The sequence below is a fragment of the Aquibacillus albus genome (assembly GCF_016908325.1).
Classification (GTDB): Bacteria; Bacillota; Bacilli; order Bacillales; family Amphibacillaceae; genus Aquibacillus_A; species Aquibacillus_A albus.
This window is the reverse complement of sequence record NZ_JAFBDR010000005.1, coordinates 139873-162254: the sequence shown is the minus strand read 5'-3', so window position 1 is coordinate 162254 and position 22382 is coordinate 139873. Positions and strand designations below refer to the sequence as shown.

The 22382-nt window shown below is 36.3% G+C and carries 19 protein-coding genes; 15 read left to right on the top strand and 4 right to left on the bottom strand.

Going from position 1 to position 22382, the window contains the following annotated elements:
* The first annotated feature begins 36 nt into the window (after positions 1–36).
* The 4 genes from fabI (at position 37) to JOC48_RS06510 (ending at position 5006) form a co-directional block, all read left to right on the top strand.
* On the top strand, positions 37–816 hold the full coding sequence (gene fabI / locus JOC48_RS06525; RefSeq protein ID WP_204498271.1) for an enoyl-ACP reductase FabI: 780 nt from the start codon (positions 37–39) through the stop codon (positions 814–816).
* A 53-nt stretch (positions 817–869) separates the two neighbouring features.
* A complete protein-coding gene (locus JOC48_RS06520) occupies positions 870–1232 on the top strand; it encodes a hypothetical protein (protein ID WP_204498270.1) in 363 nt (120 codons plus the stop codon).
* A gap of 621 nt (positions 1233–1853) precedes the next feature.
* Positions 1854–3185, top strand: a complete 1332-nt coding sequence (locus JOC48_RS06515; protein ID WP_204498269.1) for an ABC transporter substrate-binding protein — start codon at positions 1854–1856, stop codon at positions 3183–3185.
* A gap of 480 nt (positions 3186–3665) precedes the next feature.
* Positions 3666–5006: an ABC transporter substrate-binding protein gene (locus tag JOC48_RS06510; RefSeq protein ID WP_204498268.1), complete on the top strand. Its 1341-nt coding sequence runs from the start codon at positions 3666–3668 to the stop codon at positions 5004–5006.
* Between the two features lie 235 nt (positions 5007–5241).
* Here the strand turns inward: JOC48_RS06510 and JOC48_RS06505 are convergent, their stop codons facing one another.
* Entirely contained in the window at positions 5242–5379 is a 138-nt protein-coding gene (locus tag JOC48_RS06505; protein WP_204498267.1) for a YjcZ family sporulation protein, read from the bottom strand.
* Between the two features lie 370 nt (positions 5380–5749).
* A complete protein-coding gene (locus JOC48_RS06500) occupies positions 5750–6532 on the bottom strand; it encodes an HAD family hydrolase (RefSeq protein WP_204498266.1) in 783 nt (260 codons plus the stop codon).
* A gap of 196 nt (positions 6533–6728) precedes the next feature.
* On the opposite strand from JOC48_RS06500, the gene JOC48_RS06495 reads away from it, so the two are divergent.
* On the top strand, positions 6729–7397 hold the full coding sequence (locus JOC48_RS06495) for a potassium channel family protein (protein WP_338024241.1): 669 nt from the start codon (positions 6729–6731) through the stop codon (positions 7395–7397).
* A 151-nt stretch (positions 7398–7548) separates the two neighbouring features.
* On the opposite strand, the gene JOC48_RS06490 is transcribed toward JOC48_RS06495, so the two are convergent.
* The gene (locus JOC48_RS06490; RefSeq protein WP_204498264.1) at positions 7549–8418 is read right to left on the bottom strand and encodes a Cof-type HAD-IIB family hydrolase; all 870 of its coding nucleotides are present in this window, start codon (positions 8416–8418) and stop codon (positions 7549–7551) included.
* Between the two features lie 214 nt (positions 8419–8632).
* On the opposite strand from JOC48_RS06490, the gene JOC48_RS06485 reads away from it, so the two are divergent.
* Together JOC48_RS06485 and JOC48_RS06480 are read left to right on the top strand one after the other, a co-directional pair.
* On the top strand, positions 8633–9544 hold the full coding sequence (locus JOC48_RS06485; protein ID WP_204498263.1) for an AEC family transporter: 912 nt from the start codon (positions 8633–8635) through the stop codon (positions 9542–9544).
* A 126-nt stretch (positions 9545–9670) separates the two neighbouring features.
* A complete protein-coding gene (locus JOC48_RS06480; RefSeq protein WP_204498262.1) occupies positions 9671–10798 on the top strand; it encodes a cysteine desulfurase family protein in 1128 nt (375 codons plus the stop codon).
* A gap of 176 nt (positions 10799–10974) precedes the next feature.
* Here JOC48_RS06480 and JOC48_RS06475 read toward each other — a convergent pair whose 3' ends face one another.
* Complete coding sequence (locus JOC48_RS06475) at positions 10975–12495, bottom strand: MDR family MFS transporter (protein ID WP_204498261.1); 1521 nt, start codon at positions 12493–12495, stop codon at positions 10975–10977.
* A gap of 148 nt (positions 12496–12643) precedes the next feature.
* Between JOC48_RS06475 and JOC48_RS06470 the strand changes: the two genes are divergently transcribed.
* From JOC48_RS06470 to treR, 8 genes are all read left to right on the top strand, one after another.
* Positions 12644–13042 carry an acyl-CoA thioesterase gene (locus JOC48_RS06470; RefSeq protein WP_204498260.1) on the top strand — a complete coding sequence of 133 codons (399 nt, stop codon included), beginning with the start codon at positions 12644–12646 and terminating at the stop codon, positions 13040–13042.
* Between the two features lie 233 nt (positions 13043–13275).
* Entirely contained in the window at positions 13276–14094 is an 819-nt protein-coding gene (locus JOC48_RS06465; RefSeq protein ID WP_204498259.1) for an SDR family oxidoreductase, read from the top strand.
* 29 nt (positions 14095–14123) lie between these two features.
* The gene (locus JOC48_RS06460) at positions 14124–14879 is read left to right on the top strand and encodes a sulfite exporter TauE/SafE family protein (protein ID WP_338024240.1); all 756 of its coding nucleotides are present in this window, start codon (positions 14124–14126) and stop codon (positions 14877–14879) included.
* Between the two features lie 120 nt (positions 14880–14999).
* A complete protein-coding gene (locus tag JOC48_RS21655; protein ID WP_204498258.1) occupies positions 15000–16496 on the top strand; it encodes an alpha-L-arabinofuranosidase C-terminal domain-containing protein in 1497 nt (498 codons plus the stop codon).
* A gap of 65 nt (positions 16497–16561) precedes the next feature.
* Complete coding sequence (locus JOC48_RS06450; protein WP_204498257.1) at positions 16562–18094, top strand: alpha-N-arabinofuranosidase; 1533 nt, start codon at positions 16562–16564, stop codon at positions 18092–18094.
* Between the two features lie 267 nt (positions 18095–18361).
* Complete coding sequence (gene treP, locus JOC48_RS06445) at positions 18362–19795, top strand: PTS system trehalose-specific EIIBC component (RefSeq protein WP_204498256.1); 1434 nt, start codon at positions 18362–18364, stop codon at positions 19793–19795.
* Between the two features lie 105 nt (positions 19796–19900).
* Positions 19901–21583: an alpha,alpha-phosphotrehalase gene (treC, locus tag JOC48_RS06440; protein ID WP_204498255.1), complete on the top strand. Its 1683-nt coding sequence runs from the start codon at positions 19901–19903 to the stop codon at positions 21581–21583.
* Positions 21584–21596: 13 nt separating this feature from the next.
* On the top strand, positions 21597–22310 hold the full coding sequence (treR, locus tag JOC48_RS06435; protein ID WP_204498254.1) for a trehalose operon repressor: 714 nt from the start codon (positions 21597–21599) through the stop codon (positions 22308–22310).
* The last annotated feature ends 72 nt before the right edge of the window (positions 22311–22382 follow it).

Here is a 22382-nt window from a genome sequence, read left to right as displayed (position 1 = left end):
GAATGGTAAGGAAATTTTTGTATTATGGAGGATTATATGAACGATTTATTAAAGCTTGAAAATAAAGTGTTTGTTGTAATGGGAGTTGCAAATGAGCGAAGTCTGGCTTGGGGGGTAGCAAAATCTTTATATGAGGCTGGAGCAAGGATTGTATTTACATATCGAAAAGAAAGATCGTTAAGTAAGATAAACAAGTTATTAGCTGATCAAAACTTAGCTGCAGAAATGGTCGTGCAATGCGATGTATCAGATGATGAAAGTTTAAACCAAGCATTTGCCCAGATTGGTGAAAAAGTGAAACATATTCATGGTGTCGTTCATTCGATTGCATTTGCCCATGGTGAAGATTTAAAAGGTGACTTTATTGAAACAACTCGATCAGGTTACGCATTTTCCCAAGATACGAGTGCGTATTCATTAATAGCAGTCGCAAGAGAAGCTCAGCCGTTTTTAGCAAATGGTGCTTCTATCGTAACGATGAGCGCTCTTGGAGCAGAAAGAGCATTGGAAGGATATAAGGTTATGGGAGTTGCAAAAGCTGCTCTAGAGTCTGCTGTGAAATATTTAGCATTAGATTTAGGGCGTGAAAATGTTAGGGTCAATGCTATTTCAGCTGGTCCGATTCGAACTCTTGCAGCAAAGGGAATACCAACTTTTAATCAGATGCTTCATGATATTGAAGCAAAGGCACCGTTAAAGCGGAATGTGACGCAAGAAGAGGTAGGTGACATGACGATTACGTTACTTAGTCCACTATCAAGAGGAGTAACCGGAGAAGTAGTGCATGTTGATTCAGGATATCATATTATGGGGTAATAGTAGAAAAAGAACTTCAGAGGCTTAAAATTTTTATGGAATAGGAGACAGCCATGTTAATTAAAATAACCCCGATAATACTTTATGGAAGTTATATTTTACTTTTCTTTTTAGCTAGTTTTTTATCTAGTGTAGTTTCATTCTATCCATGGAAGGATTTAACTGTATTTACTGTTACGGCTATCATTTATTGGTTTATCGCGTTGGCAATTACGGGAATACACCGAAATCTACAGAACTGGAAAGAAACAGTTAAGAGATTAATCATTAGTATGATAGTTATTATGATTGTTTCTGTTATTCAACAACTGATGTTTATTAATATACCTTTCTTATCCAGTATATTGTTCTTTGCATTTAGCTTGATTTTACTAATTCTTTTCCATTTTATGATTTACAAATTATTAAGCAAATAATTCGAAGCTACCCCCAAGGATTCTGACCTCTGGGGGTAGCTACTTTTACGTGTGAAGTGATTGAGAATCGTTAATCAAGTGTACTTATTGGACAATTGTTAAGGCCTTTAAGAGGTCTTTTTTTATGTAAATATGAAGTTATTTTCTGAGTTATTTTAAGAATATCCTTTATCACTTTTAACTTGTAAGTACATGATAAACGGACGTTGAATTGGATATTAGTATTTAAGTAACTTCTTGAAAAGGTTATTTTATAAGTATGTTCATTAAATAAACTACAAATATTATTACTTGATTAAGAGCCACTTTCGTACAATATAAAACAATCCAAGTGAATAAGTTATCAATAACTTTGTTGAAATTCGAAATAACATATTGACTACCATCTGGTTAAATGCTAATGTTGTATGTAACAGTTAATTGATTCTTTTTAAATAAGTTCTACTAGATTCGTAGTATGATATTAAGTTTTGAAACATCTTTTGTTTTTGTGCAAGAATTGAAAGCGTTTGCTGACGATTTGGTCTTTTTTATTAACTTCAGGAGGTGATCCGACAGTAATTTCTAATAATTTTATTTTAAATGAAAGCGCTTATAGACTGAAAAAATGGGGGTAAAAAAATGAAGAAAGCTTTTATCTTATCGCTTTTTGGATTGATGGCAATGTTTTTGATGGCTTGTGGAGGCGGTGGAGATTCCGCTTCTGAAGCTGATGCATCAGAAGTTGTTGGTGATGATATTGAAGATGCTACTGAATTAACTTATTGGACATTTGTTGAAATGCATATGGAATTTTTCCAAGATGCAGCGAAAAGATGGAATGAAGAAAACCCTGATAACCCAATTAAGCTAGTTGCTGAAACTTATCCATACGACCAAATGCACAACAACTTATTACTAGCATTGCAATCAGGACAAGGTGGACCAGATATTACTGATATTGAAATTGGTCGTTTCCCTAACTTTTTAGAGGGGCAGCCACAACTACTACCAATGAATGAGTATGTAGAACCTGAAATGGATAATTTTATTAAATCTCGTTTTGAAGTATATTCAAAAGATGGAAATTATTATGGAATGCCAACACACGTAGGGGCAACAGTTATGTACTATAATAAAGAAATTATGGATGAAGCTGGTGTCGATATTGATTCCATTAATACGTGGGATGATTATGTAGAAGCTGGAAAACAAGTTGTAGCAAATACAGATGCATTATTGACAACTGTTCATACTGGAGATGCTACAACCTTCCAACAAATGATTACACAACACGGTTCAGACTTAGCTGGTGAAAACGGTGATATTATTCTTGATAATGACCATAACGTGAGAACATTACAATATTTGCATGATCTTATTTATGAACACGAAATTGCTGAATTAACTCCTGGGGGTCAACCGCACGCAGAAGAATGGTATGCATTTATGAATGAAGGTGGAGCTGCTTCCATTTCTATGCCAATGTGGTACATGGGTCGTTTTACTGATTATATGCCAGACCTAGAAGGGAAAATGGTGATTCGCCCAATGCCTGCTTGGGAAGAAGGAGCAGGTCGTTCTGTTGGTATCGGTGGTACAGGTACAGTTGTAACAAACCAAACAGAGGAAGAAGAACTTGCAAAAGAATTCTTAGCGTTTGCAAAGCTTTCTAAAGAAGCGAACGAAAAACTATGGACAGTACTTGGATTTGATCCTCCACGCTGGGATGTTTGGGAAAGTGAAGCTGTACAAGGTGATAACAAATTCTATGATTATTTCGGTGATGACATCTTTGATACACTATTAGAAATTAGAGATGAAATTAATGGTTTCAATGTAACACCAGAATATCCAGATATCTTGACTGAGTTAAACACGAATACGTTAAATAATGTACTGAGACAGCAATCTGAATCTCCAGAGGAATCTCTGAAAAAAGCAAGAGAAGCTGTTGAAGCAAGTATGAATTAAAATGTTAGCTGATAAAAACTTGTTGGGAAATATTTTTCCAACAAGTTTTTTTGTTTAGCGTATAATAGATGAAAGTTGTCATTGGTTTAAATTAAATGACCTCTATTATTTTAGTATGATTTAAATAAATAAGTGCAAACAATATATTTAAAGATATGCATACGACAATATGAAAATATCATTAAAGTCGTCAATAACTTTAAAAAAATTATTAAAAAATATGTTGACGTTATTAATCTTTAATGCTAAATTATAGTTAATAAAGCGGTTACAAATGATCTAAACATTTAAGAAATTGTTTTTTGTGAAAAACTTACCTTTAATTAAGATACTCTACTTAAACAACTTTTTTGCACATTGTGTAAGCGGTTTCGAAAGGGTTCTTATTTAGGGGGGGGTTACTTGAAATTAGAAAATAATTTTTTGTGATTTGTGTAAGCGCTTTATTAGACCTTAAATTAAACAAGGGGGTTAGAGATAATGAATAGAAAAAGTCTTTTAGTATTATTGTTTGGCTTCATGGCACTCGTTTTAATAGCATGTGGGGGAGGCGGAGAAAACGCCGGTGGAGATGCAGAACAGTCTGAGGTTATTGGTGGCGAAGAAGAGAATGCTACAGAATTAACGTATTGGACATTTGTGGAATTACACATGGATTTCTTTAAAGATGCAGTTCCACGTTGGAATGAAGCTAATCCTGATCGTCCAATTAAACTAGTTGCTGAAACATATCCTTATGATCAAATGCACAATAACTTATTGTTAGCTTTACAATCTGGCACAGGTGCTCCAGATATAGCAGACATTGAAGTAAGTCGTTTCCCGAACTTCTTACAAGGGCAACCACAAATGTTGCCAATGAATGATTACGTTGAACCAGAGATTGATAATTTTGTTAAAGCACGTTTTGATATTTACTCAAAAGAAGGTAACTATTACGGTATGCCAACACACGTAGGGGCATCTGTTATGTACTATAACCAAGAAATTATGGATGCTGCTGGTGTAGATATTGATTCTATACAAACATGGGATGATTATGTAGAGGCAGGTAAGCAAGTAACTGCGAACACAGATGCGAAGATGACTGCAGTTTCTACAGATGATTATTTAACATGGTGGCAGTTAATTAGCCAACGTGACTCTGACTGGTTTGATGCAGAAGGAAATCTAACTCTAAATGCACCAGAAAATATTGACACACTTCAATTCTTGCACGATATGGTTTATGTACATGAAGTTGCTGAAATAACTCCAGGTGGACAGCCGCACGCAGAGGAGTTCTATGCAGCAATGAATGAAGGTCAGTTTGCTTCGATCTTTATGCCAATGTGGTACATGGGACGTTTCACTGACTACATGCCAGATCTTAAAGGTAAAATGGCAGTTCGTCCATTGCCTGCATGGGAAGAAGGCGGCAATCGCTCAGCTGGTATGGGTGGTACTGGTACAGTAGTAACAAATCAAACAGAACATGCACAGCTTGCTCAAGACTTCTTAGCATTTGCTAAGCTATCTAAAGAAGCAAACGTAAAGCTATGGCAAGTACTTGGTTTCGATCCTCCACGTACTGATGTGTGGGAAAGTGAAGAAGTTATGGAAGACAATAAGTTTTTCCAATACTTTGGAACAGATATCTTTGATACTCTAATCGAAATCAAAGACGAAATCAACGCTGTAAATATTACTGAGAATATTCCAGACGTAGCTACTGAACTAAATACAAACACAACGAATAATGTTCTAAGACAACAAACGAAAACAGCTGAGGAAGCTCTAAACGAAGCACAAGAGGCTGTTGAATCAGTAATTACAGAATAAGTTGAAAATAAAAAGCAGGGCATGTATCAGCGTGCCCTGTTTTTTTACACGTAAAGAAGTATAAGAAAAACTTCTACACTCGTTATAGGCAGTTGGAAAAGGTTTGATCCAACTATCTGTTGTATACTAATGGCGTTAACTAAGTATTATGAAACTGAGTCATTTATAAAATGGAGTCTATACAAACCAGAGGAAGTCAAAGACTCCCTCTGCCAGTTTAGGAGATGGAATGGAATTAATAGTAGAAAGAAGCGCCAACGATAATTAATAAGATGAATAGTACAACGATCAAGGCAAAGCCTCCACCATAACCGGCACCGTAGCCATAGCCACACCCGCCGTATCCAGGTCCATAGCCGCCATAGAAGCCCATTAGAACACCCCCTCATTTTCTTCTAATATATCGTATGATTGAGCGTAGGTATTGTTCGGGACAAGAGGCTAAGACTGAAAATTTAGGCAAAACCTAGAATAGATTTTAAAAAAAGTAATGGATAAAAGTACTAAATATAATATAGAAAACCTCAAAAACAACGTAAGAAAACCTAACAAAAAACAAGATGTGTTTTGTTACATGTGATAAATTAAGACTATGAACTTATAGGTGCAGCAAATACCTTAAGTCGATTCATTGCTCTCCGTTTATTTAATAGGTGTCCGCTACGTAAAACTAGCATAAAAAAACCAAAATACCCCCCGTATTTTGGTTTTTTTATTGGCATAATGTGAAGGTGATATTTTTATTATTTAACCAAACCAATAGACTTTAATCCATTAAAGATACCGGAATCCATGACTGAAGATGTTCTTCGCTTTGCGTATTGAAAAAGATCAGGATGCCCGTTTCCCATTGCAAAGCTCTCTCCTACATTTTGCAGCATTTCTTTATCATTCATTCCATCCCCAAAGGCAATGGCTTCATCGGGATGTATTTGAAGAAGCTTCAGTATTGCATTTACCGCCCGACCTTTATTGACACGATTTTGTATTACATCATAACTATGCTTTAGGCCTTCAACATTTACTTGAGATAAATAAATGTCTTCCGTCTCGTAAAGAGAAGCTTCATTTTCCTTTACATTCATTATCGTGATGCCAAGAATATCATTAATAACATCTGATCTGAACCATTCGTTTTCTTTCAAGTCAAAATAGTTGATAAATTCTTTTACTACAGGTGCATCCATTGATGTGAATGTGTTTTTGCTGCTTGTATATAACACCATTTCGTGTCCATGTTTTTTGGCAGTAGCTAAGTAGTCATGTATCGTGCTTGAATCTATTGTCTCGTTTACTATTTCTTTGTCTTGATATTTTGCTAAGGCACCATTATAGCCAATAAAGGAACCAATATGTAAAGCTTCTGCAATATCATATACTTCATGAAGTGGTCGTCCTGTTGCTATAAAAATTTCTATCCCTTTTTCTTTTACTTGATGGATGGCATCTTTTGTAGAGGCTTCAATCGTGTGGTCTGCTCGTAAAATTGTTCCATCAATGTCTAAAAATAAGATTTTATAGTTCATTGGAATCTCCTTTTTCATTGTCTGCACTTACGGTAAATTTTATCACAAAAGCAGGTGTTAGAAAAAATAAAGTTTGATAACTTATGCATACATGTTTGTAGCAAACGTGAAATTAACTCCATGCATTGTAAAGTCAAGACTTATAAGATATATTTCAATGGGAAAAGCTATAAAAAAAGTGGAAAGGGACATATTTGTGAAACATCCAAAAAAAGATTTTGCTGTCATAGGATTAGGTCGCTTTGGTGGAAGTCTATGTAGGGAGTTAACGAGCTCTGGTGTTCAAGTGATGGCAATTGACAAGGATATAGAAAGAGTACAAGAATTTAATACAATCGTCTCTGATGCAGTTGAACTAGATGCTACAGATGAGGAAGCACTAAAATCAATGGGAATTCGCAATTTCGACTATGTGGTCGTTAGCATCGGCGAAGATATTCAGTCAAGTATATTAATTACATTGGTTTTAAAAGAAATGGGGATTAAACAAGTATGGGTGAAAGCAAGAAATGAATATCATGAAAAAGTTTTAGAAAAAATCGGAGCAGATCGTGTTATCCACCCAGAAAGAGACATGGCTAGAAGAATAGCCCATCATATAGGGAATGATGCAGTAACAGATTATATTGAATTGTCCAGGGAGTATAGTATTGTAGAATTAGTTGTTAGTAAAAAGCTTGCTGGGAAAAAATTAATGGACCTTGATATTCGTGATAATTTTCACTGTTCTATCGTTGCTGTTAAGAAAAATAATGAAAATATTATCATCACACCATCGATGGATGTAACTTTAAAACAAGGTGATATTATTGTAACAATTGGCAAAAATAGTGATATAGCGGAATTTGAAGAAAAGCGGGTTTAGGTTTATGAAAAGTATTAGATGCTTATTGTACGAATTGAGAAGAACTGTCGCTAACATAAGAAAGCAACAGAAGTTTTTTTATTGTCATAGTAAAAATTATACTTAGAAAGAGAAAAGGCTGCCCCTTTGCTTTTGGGACAGCCTCTTTTCTTTAAATCATTTGTCTATCCTTCAACATTTTCTCAATCGCGTAAGCCACTCCATCTTCTTTATTTGATTTCGTACTAACATCACAAAGCTGTTTAATTTCATCGTCGGCATTTCCCATTGCTACTCCTCGTCCAGCTGCCTTTAACATCGATACGTCATTATAATTATCACCAATGGCCATAACATCTTTCATGTCTATACTAAGTTTATTGGATAAAAACTCTAGTGCTATTCCTTTTTGGGCTTTTGGGTGATTAAATTCAAGGTTATCAAAACCCGAAGAGGTGATAGCTACTTCTGAATCATCTATAAGATCCGCTTTCACAGACTCTAGTTTTTCATCCTTAACTGAAAACGCTAAAAATTTATAGATGTCAAGATCCTCCTGTTGAAATATAGCATTATAATCTTCAACGATTTCGACTCTCTCATCCTGGAATCGCATTTCTGCACGGGACCTTACATCTTCCTTACTTAAGTCTGGATTCGCTGACGTCATGATGTCTACCATGACTTGAATGAAGTTCTCTCTACTATCTGAAAATACACCTTTGTTTGTAAAGAGCTCAAAATAAATCCCTTGTTTTTGACAGGCATTGTGAATTTGCAGTGCAACTTCTTTGCTTAAAGGAACATTCCTGATCAATTCTTTGTTTGACATATACACTTGTGCCCCATTTAAACAAATAATTGGGCAGGTTAACCCCATTTTTTCCATAGGTATTCGTGCTGAACTATAGGATCTCCCTGTTGCAACAACGATTTGAATACCTAGTTCTTGTGCTTTTTCAATTGCCTTCGCATTTTCTGAGCTTATCATATGGTTTTCGTTTAATAATGTTCCGTCTAAATCTGTAGCAATTAATTTCATAGTAATCTCCTTATCAAATTATAATCTTCTCTAAGTCTATCATGAACGTTCTTATATTTGCCTGTATTTTCATCGAAAATACATAGGAAACGGAATGTACTGGCTGCTTCCTTTTTGCTTACAACCAATTGTGTTATAGTAAATTATTATGTTTCATTCCTCTAAACGGAAGAGAATGAAAATCCAATCATGAATAAAATAGGGGAAATGTCAGTTGGATAGTTTTAATTATCAGTTTTTATATTCTGTTATGATTATTGCAATTGGATATATTTTGAAGCGGGCACATATTTTTAAGCAAAAAGACGGAGATAGTATAGCAAGAATCATTTTTAATGTTACTCTCCCTGCATTACTTATCTATACGTTTAGTGATTTTCAATTTAAACCGTCCTTATTTGTATTGATCATTATTGGATTAGTTTATGGATTTTTTATTTGTTTCATTGGCCTGTTTGTATTTAGAAAAGAAAGCAGACAAACAAAGGGTATGCTAGTAATGATGATGCCAGGCTTTAATATTGGACTATTTGCTTATCCCTTAGTAGAAGGTATTTGGGGACAAGAAGGAATTCAGCATTTTGGTATGCTGGATGTAGGAAATGCGTTTGTTATTTTTGGGCTATCCTATTTTATTGGTAGTTATTATTCTAGTGGACAAGCTACATTAAACGTAAAAACTATTCCCTTAAAAATGTCAAAATCCATTCCGTTTATGACTTATATTGGTGTATGCACCTTAAATATTATTGGTTGGCAGTTACCCAATATTGTAGTGGATGTTTCTAGCATTGTATCCAAGGCTAATATGCCGCTATCTTTACTTTTACTAGGAATCTATTTGAGTTTTACGTTTGAAAAAAGTGATAGAAAACTAGTCTTAAAGTATTTGGGAGTAAGATACCTTGTAGGTTTAGCGATTGGATTAGTCTTGTTCTTCCTCTTGCCTTATGATGATATGTTTAAATATACAGTACTAATTAGTTTGATTTTACCTACGGCTATTTCTGCATTACCTTACGCTGCTGAATTTAATTATAATCGTAAATTGATAGGGACTATTTCTAATATAATGATTATCATAAGCTTTGTTCTCATGTGGATTATCGCTAATTTAATCATGTAGTTGGAAGCAGAAGGGAGAAGCTGGGTGTTCCGTAGCTTGTACTGTTAAAGCGCTTAAAATGAGAGGGATTTTGTTGGGAATTTACTAATTAATTTATTAAAATTGGTGTGAAAGGGAGCGTTTGTATTGAAAAAAATTTATTTGGATTACAATGCAAGTACACCCATTAGTCCGGAAGTTTTTGCAGCGATGGAACCGTACTTTATGAATCAATTCGGTAACCCATCCTCTTCTCATTGGGCTAGTAGCGAGGCAAAAGAGGCGATATATAAAGCTAGAAGTCAAGTTGCTCGTTTAATAGGGTGCGATTCCGATGAAGTTATTTTCACAAGTGGAGGAAGCGAGTCGAACAATCAAGCGCTAAAAGGGTTGTATGAAGCTTTACGTAGTAAGGGTAATCATGTGATAACTTCGAAAATAGAGCATCCTGCAATTATATCACCTTGTGAATATTTGGAATCTATTGGTGCAAAGGTAAGCTACGTAGATGTCGATCAATATGGAAAAGTAAACCCAGCACAAATAGAAAAAGAGATAACGGAAAGTACTATTTTAATTACAGTTATGCATGCGAATAACGAGGTAGGTACGATACAACCAATCAAAGACATCGGTAATATCGCAAAAAAACACGGAATTGTTTTTCATACGGATGCTGCACAATCGATGGGCAAAATTCCTGTTAACGTAAACGAACTTGGTGTGGATTTATTATCTATTGCGGGACATAAGCTTTATGCACCAAAAGGGATTGGAGCATTGTATATAAGGAAAGGAACTCCTATTACTTCTTTCATTCACGGTGCAGGCCATGAAGATGGGAGAAGAGCTGGAACAGAGAATACTCCTTATATTGTTGGATTAGGAAAAGCATGTGAATTAGCAGAAAAGAAGTTAGCGACTCAAAACAAACTTGCTGCCCTTCGAAACTATTTTTGGGAGCAACTGAAAGTAATTTATGGAGATAGCATCGTATTAAATACAGAGCTGGATGATTGTTTACCAAATACGTTGAGTGTTAGTTTTGTTGGGGTAGAAGGGGAGAAAATTTTAGAAAAAGTACCTGAACTTGCAGCCTCTACTGGATCAGCTTGTCATTCTGGTAACGTCGAACTCTCTTCTGTTTTAAAAGCAATGGGGGTTTCTGAGCATGTCGGAAAAGGTGCGATTCGATTTAGTATTGGTAGATATACGACCAAGGAAGAATTGGAAGATGCATTATCCCTGTTGAAAAGTAGAATAGTTCTATCATAATAAAGAGTTGTCCTTTTTTGAGGGAAACTTTTTTGCATTCACCATGATAGATTGTGTCGCACGAAGCCCTCGTGCGACGCGCAAAATAGAAATTAAGAAGATGAGATGTCGCACAAAGCCTTATATGTGGTGTTTTCGAAAAAAGAAAAAGCTCAGAGAGGTAGTACAAGCTACTGTTACCTCTGAGCTCTTTTATTACCTTTCTCAACTTTGGGATAGAGTAAAGTTAGTAGAAAAGAAATGAATGCTATTATGAATACCCCAACATAAACGGCATGTAATCCATTTGTTAAGGAATCCTGTATAAGGGAAAGACTTTGTTCCGAAAATTGACTCCGCATCTCTTCGTCTAATAATATATCTGTACTACTAATCGAAAATTCTTCGTTCAAATCATCTCCTGTTTCAGACAACGATTGATTCATTTTCGTGTTCAAAATTCCACCAAGGAATGCTGCACCTAAGGCACTTCCGATAATTCGCATAAACATGTTTAAGGAAGTAGCAACTCCTCGCATTTCCCAATCAACACTGCTTTGGATCGATACGATAAAGGTTGTACTAGAAAGACCCATCCCGATACCGACAACAAAAGAACTAAATCCAGCGTATAGAGGTCCTTTGCTTGGATCAAGAAAAAGAAACAATGTTCCACCTATTAATAAGGCGGTACCACCTAGAATGGCTGTAGTCCGGAAGCCGATCTTTAGCACAAGATGTCCTGCTATTGTTGCAGAAATTGGCCAACCGATCGATAGTGTACACAAGGTAAAACCAGCAACAATCGCAGAATGTCCCATTACCCCTTGTACATAGGTTGGTAAAAAACTGGCTAATCCAATTATAATCATCCCAGAGGTCAAGGTAGCCAGATTAGCAATTGTGATCAATTTGTTCTTCCATATGTGTAAGGGCATCATCGGTGAAGTTGCTTTTGATTCTTGATAGATGAACAAAAAGGATCCAATAATAAAAAGAATAAGAAGTCCTATTATTTGTGGGGAAATCCAAGGCCATGTCGCGCCTCCTTGAACCAATACAACGATAAGGGCTGAAATGGAAATAAAAAATAAACTAGATCCGATATAGTCAATGGATTTTTTCTCTTTAGATACATCCTCGTGAAAAAATAAAATAACGCCAATCATGCCCAGAATACCGAGAGGGACATTGATCCAAAAGATCCATTTCCAATCAGAAAAATTAACGATAAATCCTCCTGCAAGTGGACCTATGACAGATGAAATCCCCCATACACTCGCTAAATAGCCTTGAATTTTAGAGCGTTCTTCAATCGTGTACATATCCCCTACGATTGTTGTTACAATAGGGTGTACAGCTCCTGCACCTATTCCTTGGATAATTCGAAAGATTACCAGCATCGTCATTGTTGTAGCGAGTCCACATAAAATAGAACCAACTAAAAAAATAATAACACCAACAAGGAAAATGGGTTTTCTACCAAAAAGATCGGCAAGTTTTCCATAAATGAGGGTAGTGACAGCCTGCATCAGTAAAAAAGCAGAAAACACCCAGCTATACACGGAAAAGCCACCAAGATCACCTACGATGTCAGGCATGGCTGTTGCAACGATTGTCCCCTCAATTGCTGCCATAAACATGGAAATAACAAGTGCAGCAAGTACAATTGGTCTTCTTGTTTGTTTACCTGAATTTAATTGTAATCCTTCACGCATAATGAATGCCTTCTTTCAAAAAAGTCTCTAATTACCAATGTATAGTAATGAGAAAAAATTTCAACTAATTAAAATATAAGATGTAAGAAGGAAAAAGGAAAGTTAGTTCGGAATATATATAAGGACAAGTAAAATAGGGGGAGAAAAGATGATACACGAAACAGAAAATACAGTAAGATTCTATGAAACAGATGGGTTAGGGCATGTAAGTAATATAAGCTTCTATATTTATTTAGAAGAAGCTCGGATCGACTTTTTACGAAAGTTAGGTGTTTCAATGGATATAGCCGATTGGTCTTATATTGTTGCATCTACTGCTTGTGACTATAAACAGCAAGCATATTTTGATGAAACACTAATTACCAAAACACAGGTAAATAAAATTGGAAACAGCAGCTTTGAACTTATCCACCGTATCGAAAATGATCGAGGACTTATTGCACTTGGAAAAGCAGTAATGGTCCATTTTGATTTTAAAAGCCAGCAGTCTATCAGAATTCCAGAGGATGTTAGAAAAAAGTTGCAAGAATATATTTACGAGGGATAAGTAAGTCGTTAAACAGTGCGTCTAATCTCTGAATAAAGTTGAGCGTAATACCGTGGCGGTGCACATAAACAGATAAAAGTTGTATAAATCAATTGCCTTTAACATAGGACAATTTCCAAATGACATATATTATACCGGTAAGTTCCAAGACTTAATTATTTCAGCAACTTGTTCTATGCTTTATAATATTGATATCGGTTACATAATCAAAAGTAGATTGGAGGCGGAATCGTATGACAGAACAAAAAGTAGTTGTTATTACAGGTGCAAGCAGAGGAATTGGAAGGAATGCTGCTTTATTTTTTGCAGAAAATGGTTATGCCGTTATCGCTACGGGAAGAAGCAAAGAGAAACTAGAAGCATTAGAGAGAGAACTTCAGCAAAATTCTTCGGATAGTAAAGCATGGGTGATGGATGTAACGAAACCAAGTGAAATTTCCCAGGTTATTGAACAAGTTAGAACAGCTTTTGGCCGTATTGATGTCTGGATAAATAATGCTGGTGCTTTTATGGCAATTGGTCCTACTTGGGAAGTAAAGGTCGAGGACTGGTTGAACGATGTAAAAACGAATTTATTTGGGACCTTCCACTGTGTGCAGTCAATTGTTCCTATTATGCTAGAGCAAAAGTTTGGTAGAATCATTAATCTAGTAGGCGGAGGAACCATTGATACATTTAAGTATGGAAATGGTTATGGCACATCCAAGACGGCAATTGCTAGATTTACAGAAAACTTGGATGCTGAGTTAGAAGGGTCACCGGTGAAGGCTTTCGCTCTTGATCCAGGACTAAATGATACAGACATGACCCGTTATCAAAGGGAAACTGAAGTGGGTCAAACATACTTAAGTGGAATTGAGAATTTATTTGAACAGAACATTGATGTTGCTCCATATCAAGCACCTCAATGGGCTTTTCATTTAGCTTCTGGTGAACTGGATGAATTTTCTGGTCGAGTGGTTTCTGTATATGACGATGCAGATGAACTTAAAAAACAACTGGATGATGATAACTCTTCAGCCGATTTATTAAAGCTGCGTTTGAAGAAGTAATGATTGAATAGGAAGAAAAAGATTGTGAGGTGGTCACTATTTTTGACCTATCTATACTGGAATGGCTCATTGTATTAGTCAGTGCTATTTTTATCGGCTTTACCAAAACAGGTGTGTCCAGCCTTGGTATTTTAGTTGTTACAATTTTAATGTATATTTTTCCTGCTAAGGAGTCCGTTGGAATTTTACTCCCGATGTTAATTGTCGGTGATATTTTTGCTGTTATCTATTATCGTCGCAATGTTGTTTGGAAGTATCTTTTTTCTTTGATGCCTTGGGTGATAGCAGGGATTATGATTGGATACTTTGTGTTGGATCAAGTCAACGATAATCAGCTCAAGCCAATGATAGGATCGTTAGTACTTGCGTTGATTATATTACATGTAAGTAGGGAGCGTTTAGGGGTACGTTTTAATCAGATGCTGCCTACTTCACGTTGGTTTACATTACTAATGGGGATTTTGGCTGGTTTCACAACAATGATTGGTAATGCTGCTGGTGGTGTCATGGCAATTTACTTACTCGTTAAAGGCTTACCGAAAAAGGATTTCGTAGGTACTGGTGCATGGTTTTTCTTATTCGTTAATGTTATTAAAATTCCGTTTTATATCAATCTTGGCTTAATTACCTTTGATTCTATTACTTTTAATCTATGGTTAGCTCCAACAATCATTATTGGTGCATTTATAGGTGTGAAGGTATTAACCCTTATCCCACAAAAAACATTTCAAATGCTCATCTTAGGTTTTGCAGCGATTGGAGCGTTACGACTTCTCTTTGTTTAAAAGATCGATTATTAAAAGCTAACGGGGACGTCTCTTAGAGGCTGCCCCTGTGCTTTTAACGGACAACCTTGTTTTACTTCGATGACAAGAACATTCTGCTTCATTAAAGGAGAGATAAAAGTGAATAAAGCATATATTGAAGTAAATCCCAATCGAGTTTTAGGAAAAAGAGACAAGATGATTTATGGGCATTTTATTGAGCATTTTCACCGACAAATTTATGGTGGAATCTATGATCCTGGTAATCCATTGTCAGATAAGGAAGGATTTCGTACGGATGTCATAGAAGCATTGAAAAATATTGACGTTCCAACGATCCGTTGGCCTGGTGGGTGTTTTGTCTCTAATTATCCTTGGAAGGATGGTGTAGGACAGACTCGCATGCCATTCTTTGACAAAGCATGGCGTGTTGAGGAAAGTAATCAATTTGGGACAGACGAATTTATTTCTTTTACTAGAAAAGTAGGTGCGGAGCCATACATTTGTACGAATGCTGGTACAGGTAGCTCCGAGGATATGAGTGACTGGGTAGAATATTGTAATTTAAAGGATCAAGGGAAATGGGCAAAGCTCCGTGTAGAAAATGGCTACATAGATCCACACCATGTTAAGTATTGGAGTATAGGAAATGAAAACTATGGTCACTGGGAAATGGGTGCAAAGGATATCGAAGAGTGGGGCCGTTTCGTTCGAGAGTCTGCAAAAATGATGAAGCGAGTTGATCCTAGCATAGAACTATTTGCAGCCAGCATTTCAGATTTAGATTGGAACATCAACTTGTTAAGAGAAGCTGGAAAGTATTTGGATTGGATTTCGATACATGGCTACTGGGATACATTAAATGAAGTTAATGATTTGTCCGATTATGAAACGTGTATGACTTATACCTTGAAAATTGAACCGCAAATATTAAAAACGAAGTATATCCTTGGTTCATTGGGTTATTTAGGGAAAATTAAGATTGCTTTTGATGAATGGAATCTGAGAGGGTGGCATCATCCACATGTTGATTCGGTTACGGAAGACTTTCTAACCCCAAGAGATAAAAATGATTTGAATGCCAGTTACACGATGGCAGATGCTGTATTTACTGCTTGTTTTTTAAATCAATGTTTAAAGCACTGTGATGTAGTTGGGATGGCTAACTTTTCTCCTACAGTAAATACAAGAGGGGCAATTTTCACACATTCAGATGGTATCGTATTGAGGTCAACGTATTTCATATTTGAAATGTTCACGAAATACATGGGGGATCAAGTGATTGATACTTGGACAAGCAACGGAGATTCGTTTCAAGTAGAAGCTAAAGAAGGTGTAGTCGAAGTTCCTAGCTTAGATATTGTGGCAACCTCTCATGAAAATAGTAGTAAAATAAGTGTTTCGGTTGTTAATAGACATCCAGATCAATCGAAAGAAATTAGTATGAACATGAAGGAATTGGATCGGTTTGAAAATGTAAAGGTGTATAGTCTTCAGTCTGATTCGAAAGATGATTTTAATGATGTGGATAACCCAGATAAGATTAAAATCAATGAAACTGAATTTATAGTACCTGAGAGTGATCCTTTTACGATTAATCTCCCGCCACATTCTGTTCATGTTCTTGTATTTCACTAATAATGGAAGCGGATTCGTAAATAAACGTGATAGAACTTGAATTATTTAATAGAGGAGAGACTGTGATGACATCGATTCTAAATATTAATAAACAAGCAGCAAAACATCAAATTAGCAGGCATATTTATGGACATTTTGCTGAGCATCTTGGTAGATGTGTCTATGAAGGAATTTGGGTTGGCGAAGATTCTCCTATCCCAAATACACGTGGTATTCGCAACGATGTAGTTGAAGCACTTCGACATATTAACATTCCGAACTTACGTTGGCCAGGTGGTTGTTTTGCAGACGAATATCACTGGAAGGATGGGATTGGTCCACGTGAAGATAGACCCGAAATCGTTAATACGAATTGGGGAAAGGTCACAGAAAATAACCATTTTGGTACGCATGAATTCATGGATTTATGTGAGCAGCTGGAGACTGAACCGTATATTTGTGGAAACGTCGGTAGTGGTACGGTACAAGAGATGCAGGAATGGGTCGAATATTTGACATTTGATGGCGTATCTCCAATGGCTAAACTGCGTAAGAAAAATGGGCGGGACAAGCCGTGGAAATTGAAATATTTTGGGATTGGTAATGAAAACTGGGGATGTGGTGGTAAGATGCGTGTAGAGCATTATGCCGATAAATACCGCAACTACCAAACCTATGTAAAAGATCTTTCAGGTAACGAAATCTACAAAATAGCATGTGGTCCGCAAGAAGCTGACTATCATTGGATGGAAGTAATGATGCGAGAAGGTATGGATCGGACGGAGCCAGTGCAAGACGCAGTTATTGAAAACATTTGGGATTATCATCGACCTGAAATGAATGGAATAAGCCTTCATTATTATACACGTAATCGTACTAATTATGGATCAGCGACAGCGTTTGATGAGGAATTATGGTTTGATTACATGAGAAGAACGATGAAAATCGAAGAAATCATCGAAAATCATGCTGCCATTATGGATAAATATGACCCAGCCAAGACGGTTGGATTGATTATTGATGAGTGGGGAACGTGGTTTAGTGTGGAGCCTGGTACGAACCCTGGATTTTTGTACCAACAAAATACGTTGCGTGATGCGCTGATTGCAGGAATCAACTTGAATATTTTCAATAACCATTGTGATCGAGTGCATATGGCGAATATTGCTCAAGTGATCAATGTGCTGCAGGCAATGATTTTGACAGAAGGAGAAAAAATGATTCTCACACCTTCGTACCATGTATTTGATATGTTCAAGGTCCATCAGGATGCAACGTTGCTTCCAATTAATGTTGGAACACCTGATTATGTTTATGGTGAGGACACCTTACCAAAAATTAATGCTTCGGCTTCTCAGGACCAATCAGGTACAATTCACATTTCAATTTGTAATATTGACCCAAATCAATCAGAGAAGGTTACATGTGAATTAGATGGAATCACGGATAAATCGCAAATTTCAGGAAGAATACTAACCGCTGAATATATGAATGAACACAATACGTTCGAGCATCCAAATAATGTTAAACCAGAAGGATTTCATGATGTAAAAGTAAGTGAGAATACTTTAAGCCTTCAGGTTCCAGCAAAGTCTGTACTTGTGTTAACAATTAAATAATGTTTTATGCGAAAAAAGGCATTGGTTAACAACCAATGCCTTTTTTCTTTTGCACGTTGAGAAAGCATTTCCCCAGTAAAGTGAAGATTAATTGATCGATACATATTTCTAACAGATGGAAAAAAAATAAAAGAAATAAACTGATTGACGAACTTGTATATACAAGGTATAATGTGAACGCAATCTTGACTTGTATATACAAATTTCAGCATGTGAACAATCAAGAAAGCGCAATCATCATGATGTTACAAATGAGGAGGATTTAAGATGAGTAAATACACAGGCTCGGCCAAAGAGCTGCTAGAGCTCGTTGGTGGTAGTGATAATATCAATGTCGTTACACATTGTGCCACCAGAATGCGCTTTGTTCTAAACGACTCAGAAAAAGCGGATGTCACAAAAATTGATGAAATGGATATCGTAAAAGGTACGTTTACGCAGGCAGGACAATTTCAAGTTATTATTGGGAATGAAGTTGCCTCTTTTTACAATGAATTCGCTAAAATTGCAGGTGTAGGTGACACCTCAAAAGATGATGCGAAAGAAGCTGCGAAACAAAACATGAATATTTTGCAGCGATTAATTTCACATCTCGCAGATATTTTTACACCTTTAATTCCTGCATTAGTTGTTGGTGGTCTGATTTTAGGTTTCCGGAACGTTATCGGACAAATTGATATGGTAAATGGAAGAACGCAAACGCTTGTAGAAGCTTCGCAATTCTGGGCTGGTGTTCATTCCTTCTTATGGTTAATTGGTGAAGCAATCTTTCATTTCTTACCAGTTGGGATTACTTGGGCTATTTCCAGAAAGATGGGTACGACACAAATTCTTGGAATCGTTTTAGGTATCACACTTGTTTCCCCACAGCTGTTAAATGCTTACGCAGTACCAGGAGCGGAAGATATTCCGGTTTGGGATTTTGGATTTGCACTTGTTGAAATGATTGGTTATCAAGCACAAGTGATTCCAGCAATCCTAGCAGGTTTTGTGTTAGCGTATTTAGAAATATGGTTACGTAAATTTATCCCAAGTGTTGTTTCTATGATTTTTGTACCGTTTTTTGCACTTATTCCTGCAGTACTAATTGCGCATGTTGTTCTAGGGCCAATAGGATGGACAATAGGATCTTGGATTTCTAATGTTGTCTACACAGGACTTACATCTGCGTTTGGTTGGTTGTTCGCTGCTGTATTTGGTTTTGTTTACGCTCCTCTCGTTATTACCGGTTTACACCACATGACGAATGCGATTGATTTGCAGCTAATGAGTGAATTTGGCGGAACAAATCTTTGGCCAATGATTGCTTTGTCAAATATTGCTCAAGGTTCTGCCGTAGTTGCAATGATTTATTTGAATCGAAAAGATGAAAAAGAGCAACAGGTATCAGTACCAGCAGCAATCTCATGTTATCTAGGGGTTACTGAACCAGCATTGTTTGGTATTAACTTGAAATACGTATTTCCATTTTTTGCTGGAATGGCTGGGTCAGCAGTTGCAGCAGTAATTTCAGTTGGAAGCGGCGTAATGGCTAACTCTATAGGTGTTGGTGGTATTCCAGGAATACTTTCGATTCAAGTACAGTTTATGATTATTTTCGCTGTAGCGATGGTAGTTGCAATCGTCGTACCATTCATCTTAACAGTAATCCTTTCCAAGACGAAGATGGGTGTTAACGCCTACAAGCGGTTAGGGAAATAAACTGAATGACTATTGGAAGGGGGTGTTTCGATAGAAGGAGTGTCTTCTCTTTTCCGAAACATCCTATTCCATTTTTAACAATTATTTACAGGAAGGTGCGTAAAAATGACACAACCATGGTGGAAAAAAGCTGTTGTCTACCAGATTTATCCGAAAAGCTTTAACGATACGACAGGTAATGGGGTTGGCGATTTACAAGGCATTATTGAGAAGCTAGATTATTTAAAGGAACTAGGTGTTGATGTGCTGTGGCTTACACCGATTTATGATTCACCACAAAAGGATAACGGCTATGACATCAGTGATTATTATAATATATATGAGCAATACGGATCGATGGAAGATTTTGAACAACTCTTAGAAGAATCACACAGTCGTGGTTTAAAAATTATTATGGATATCGTTGTTAACCATACATCTACAGAACATGAGTGGTTTCAAAAGTCAAAAGCCTCGAAAGAAAATCCTTATCGTGATTTTTATATTTGGAAAGATGCAGAGGATAGTAATCCGCCGACAAATTGGCAATCAAAATTTGGTGGATCAGCGTGGAAATATGATGAAACAACAGGACAATATTATTTGCATTTGTTTGATGTTACCCAAGCAGATCTAAACTGGGAAAATGAAGAAGTGCGAAAAGCAATTTATGAGATGATGGATTATTGGCTTAAAAAAGGTGTGGATGGTTTCCGGCTGGATGTGATTAATTTAATTTCAAAGGATCAACACTTTCCGAATGACGATGGTTCTGTCCCTCCTGGTGACGGTCGAAAATTCTATACAGATGGTCCACGGGTTCACGAATATTTTCAAGAAATGAACCAAGAAGTATTCTCTAAGTATGACATGATGACGGTTGGAGAAATGTCCTCGACTACGATTGAAAACTGTATTAAATATACAAATCCTAATCGAAATGAGTTAAACATGACATTCAATTTTCATCATTTAAAAGTAGATTATCCGAATGGTGAGAAGTGGACAGCTGCTGATTTTGATTTTTTAGCATTAAAAGATATTCTATCAACATGGCAATCAAAAATGCATGAAGGTGGAGGATGGAATGCCTTGTTTTGGTGCAACCATGATCAGCCAAGGGTTGTTTCACGTTTTGGTGATGACCAAGAATACCATAAAGAATCTGCCAAAATGCTGGCAACTACGATTCACCTCATGCAAGGCACACCTTACATTTATCAAGGTGAAGAGTTTGGGATGACGAATCCTAAATTTGATTCCATCGATGAATATAGAGATGTTGAGTCATTAAATATGTATCGAATCATGAAAGAAAAGGGCATGTCTGTGGAAGGGATTTTGACTATTTTAAAAGAAAAATCTAGAGACAATTCTAGAACTCCAGTCCAATGGAATGCAGAGGAGAACGCTGGATTTACAACAGGAGAGCCTTGGATTAAAGTTGCCAAAAATTATAAAAAGATTAACGCTGAAAGTGCTGTGTCGAAAGAAGATTCTATTTTCCATTATTACAAAAAGCTTATCTGGATAAGGAAAAAGTATGATATTATTACAGACGGGGATTATCAATTGCTAATGCCTGATCACGATCAAATTTTTGCCTACATGCGTAATACGAAAGATGAAAAAATCCTCGTTGTTAACAATTTTTATGGCACCGGAACAACATTTTATCTACCTAATTCTGTTCATTTAGAGGGCTATTCACAGGATTTATTGTTATCCAATTATCCTGGTTCATCAACGAATCTGGACGGATTAACTTTACGTCCTTATGAGTCAATTGTTTATCATTTTAAAAAATAATTGGGGTATTACGATGGAAAATAAGTATTTATCGATTTACAAAAAAATTGAAGAAAAAATAAAGACAGGTGAACTTGCACCAGAATCTCTTCTGCCATCAGAAAATGAGTTAGCAGAAATGTACGAAACATCTAGAGAAACGATTCGTAAAGCATTAAATTTACTTTCTCAAAATGGTTTTATTCAAAAAGTAAGGGGAAAAGGCTCTGTTGTTATCGATTTTAATAAGTTTGATTTTCCTGTTTCTGGCTTAGTGAGCTTTAAAGAGCTTGCACAAAAAATGGACCCTCCACCAAGAACGTTGGTTAATGACCTAACATTAATCAAGCCTAGTCAATATCTGCAACAACAACTGAGTGTGACAAGCAATGAATCGATTTGGCAAGTGATTCGAACAAGAGAAATAGCGGGTCAGAAAATCATTCTTGATAAAGATTTTCTTGTAAAAAAATATGTTCCTTTACTAACAGAAGACATATGTGCCGATTCCATTTATAGTTATTTGGAAAATGAACTCAATTTAACAATAAGCTTTGCGAAGAAAGAGATTATTGTAGTGGAACCAACAGATGAAGACCAAGAATTGTTGGATTTGGAAGGATTCCATAATGTTGTAGTAATTAAAAATTATGTATATTTAGATGATGCTAGCCTTTTTCAATATACAGAATCGAGGCATAGACCCGATCGATTCCGTTTTGTCGATTTTGCTAGAAGAAATCATTAAAGAATAATTGTTGAACAAACGCTCAGATTCGAGCGTTTGTTTTTTGATAGGGGTCTAACTAAACTTTAACAT

Coding starts and splice junctions, on each gene's coding strand:
- JOC48_RS06505 (WP_204498267.1), bottom strand. CDS start 5,379: ATGGGCTTCTATGGCGGCTATGGACCTGGATACGGCGGGTGTGGCTAT.
- JOC48_RS06515 (WP_204498269.1), top strand. CDS start 1,854: ATGAAGAAAGCTTTTATCTTATCGCTTTTTGGATTGATGGCAATGTTT.
- treC (WP_204498255.1), top strand. CDS start 19,901: ATGACACAACCATGGTGGAAAAAAGCTGTTGTCTACCAGATTTATCCG.
- treR (WP_204498254.1), top strand. CDS start 21,597: ATGGAAAATAAGTATTTATCGATTTACAAAAAAATTGAAGAAAAAATA.
- JOC48_RS06500 (WP_204498266.1), bottom strand. CDS start 6,532: ATGAACTATAAAATCTTATTTTTAGACATTGATGGAACAATTTTACGA.
- JOC48_RS06475 (WP_204498261.1), bottom strand. CDS start 12,495: ATGCGTGAAGGATTACAATTAAATTCAGGTAAACAAACAAGAAGACCA.
- JOC48_RS06510 (WP_204498268.1), top strand. CDS start 3,666: ATGAATAGAAAAAGTCTTTTAGTATTATTGTTTGGCTTCATGGCACTC.
- treP (WP_204498256.1), top strand. CDS start 18,362: ATGAGTAAATACACAGGCTCGGCCAAAGAGCTGCTAGAGCTCGTTGGT.
- JOC48_RS06465 (WP_204498259.1), top strand. CDS start 13,276: ATGACAGAACAAAAAGTAGTTGTTATTACAGGTGCAAGCAGAGGAATT.
- fabI (WP_204498271.1), top strand. CDS start 37: ATGAACGATTTATTAAAGCTTGAAAATAAAGTGTTTGTTGTAATGGGA.
- JOC48_RS06490 (WP_204498264.1), bottom strand. CDS start 8,418: ATGAAATTAATTGCTACAGATTTAGACGGAACATTATTAAACGAAAAC.
- JOC48_RS06470 (WP_204498260.1), top strand. CDS start 12,644: ATGATACACGAAACAGAAAATACAGTAAGATTCTATGAAACAGATGGG.
- JOC48_RS06450 (WP_204498257.1), top strand. CDS start 16,562: ATGACATCGATTCTAAATATTAATAAACAAGCAGCAAAACATCAAATT.
- JOC48_RS06520 (WP_204498270.1), top strand. CDS start 870: ATGTTAATTAAAATAACCCCGATAATACTTTATGGAAGTTATATTTTA.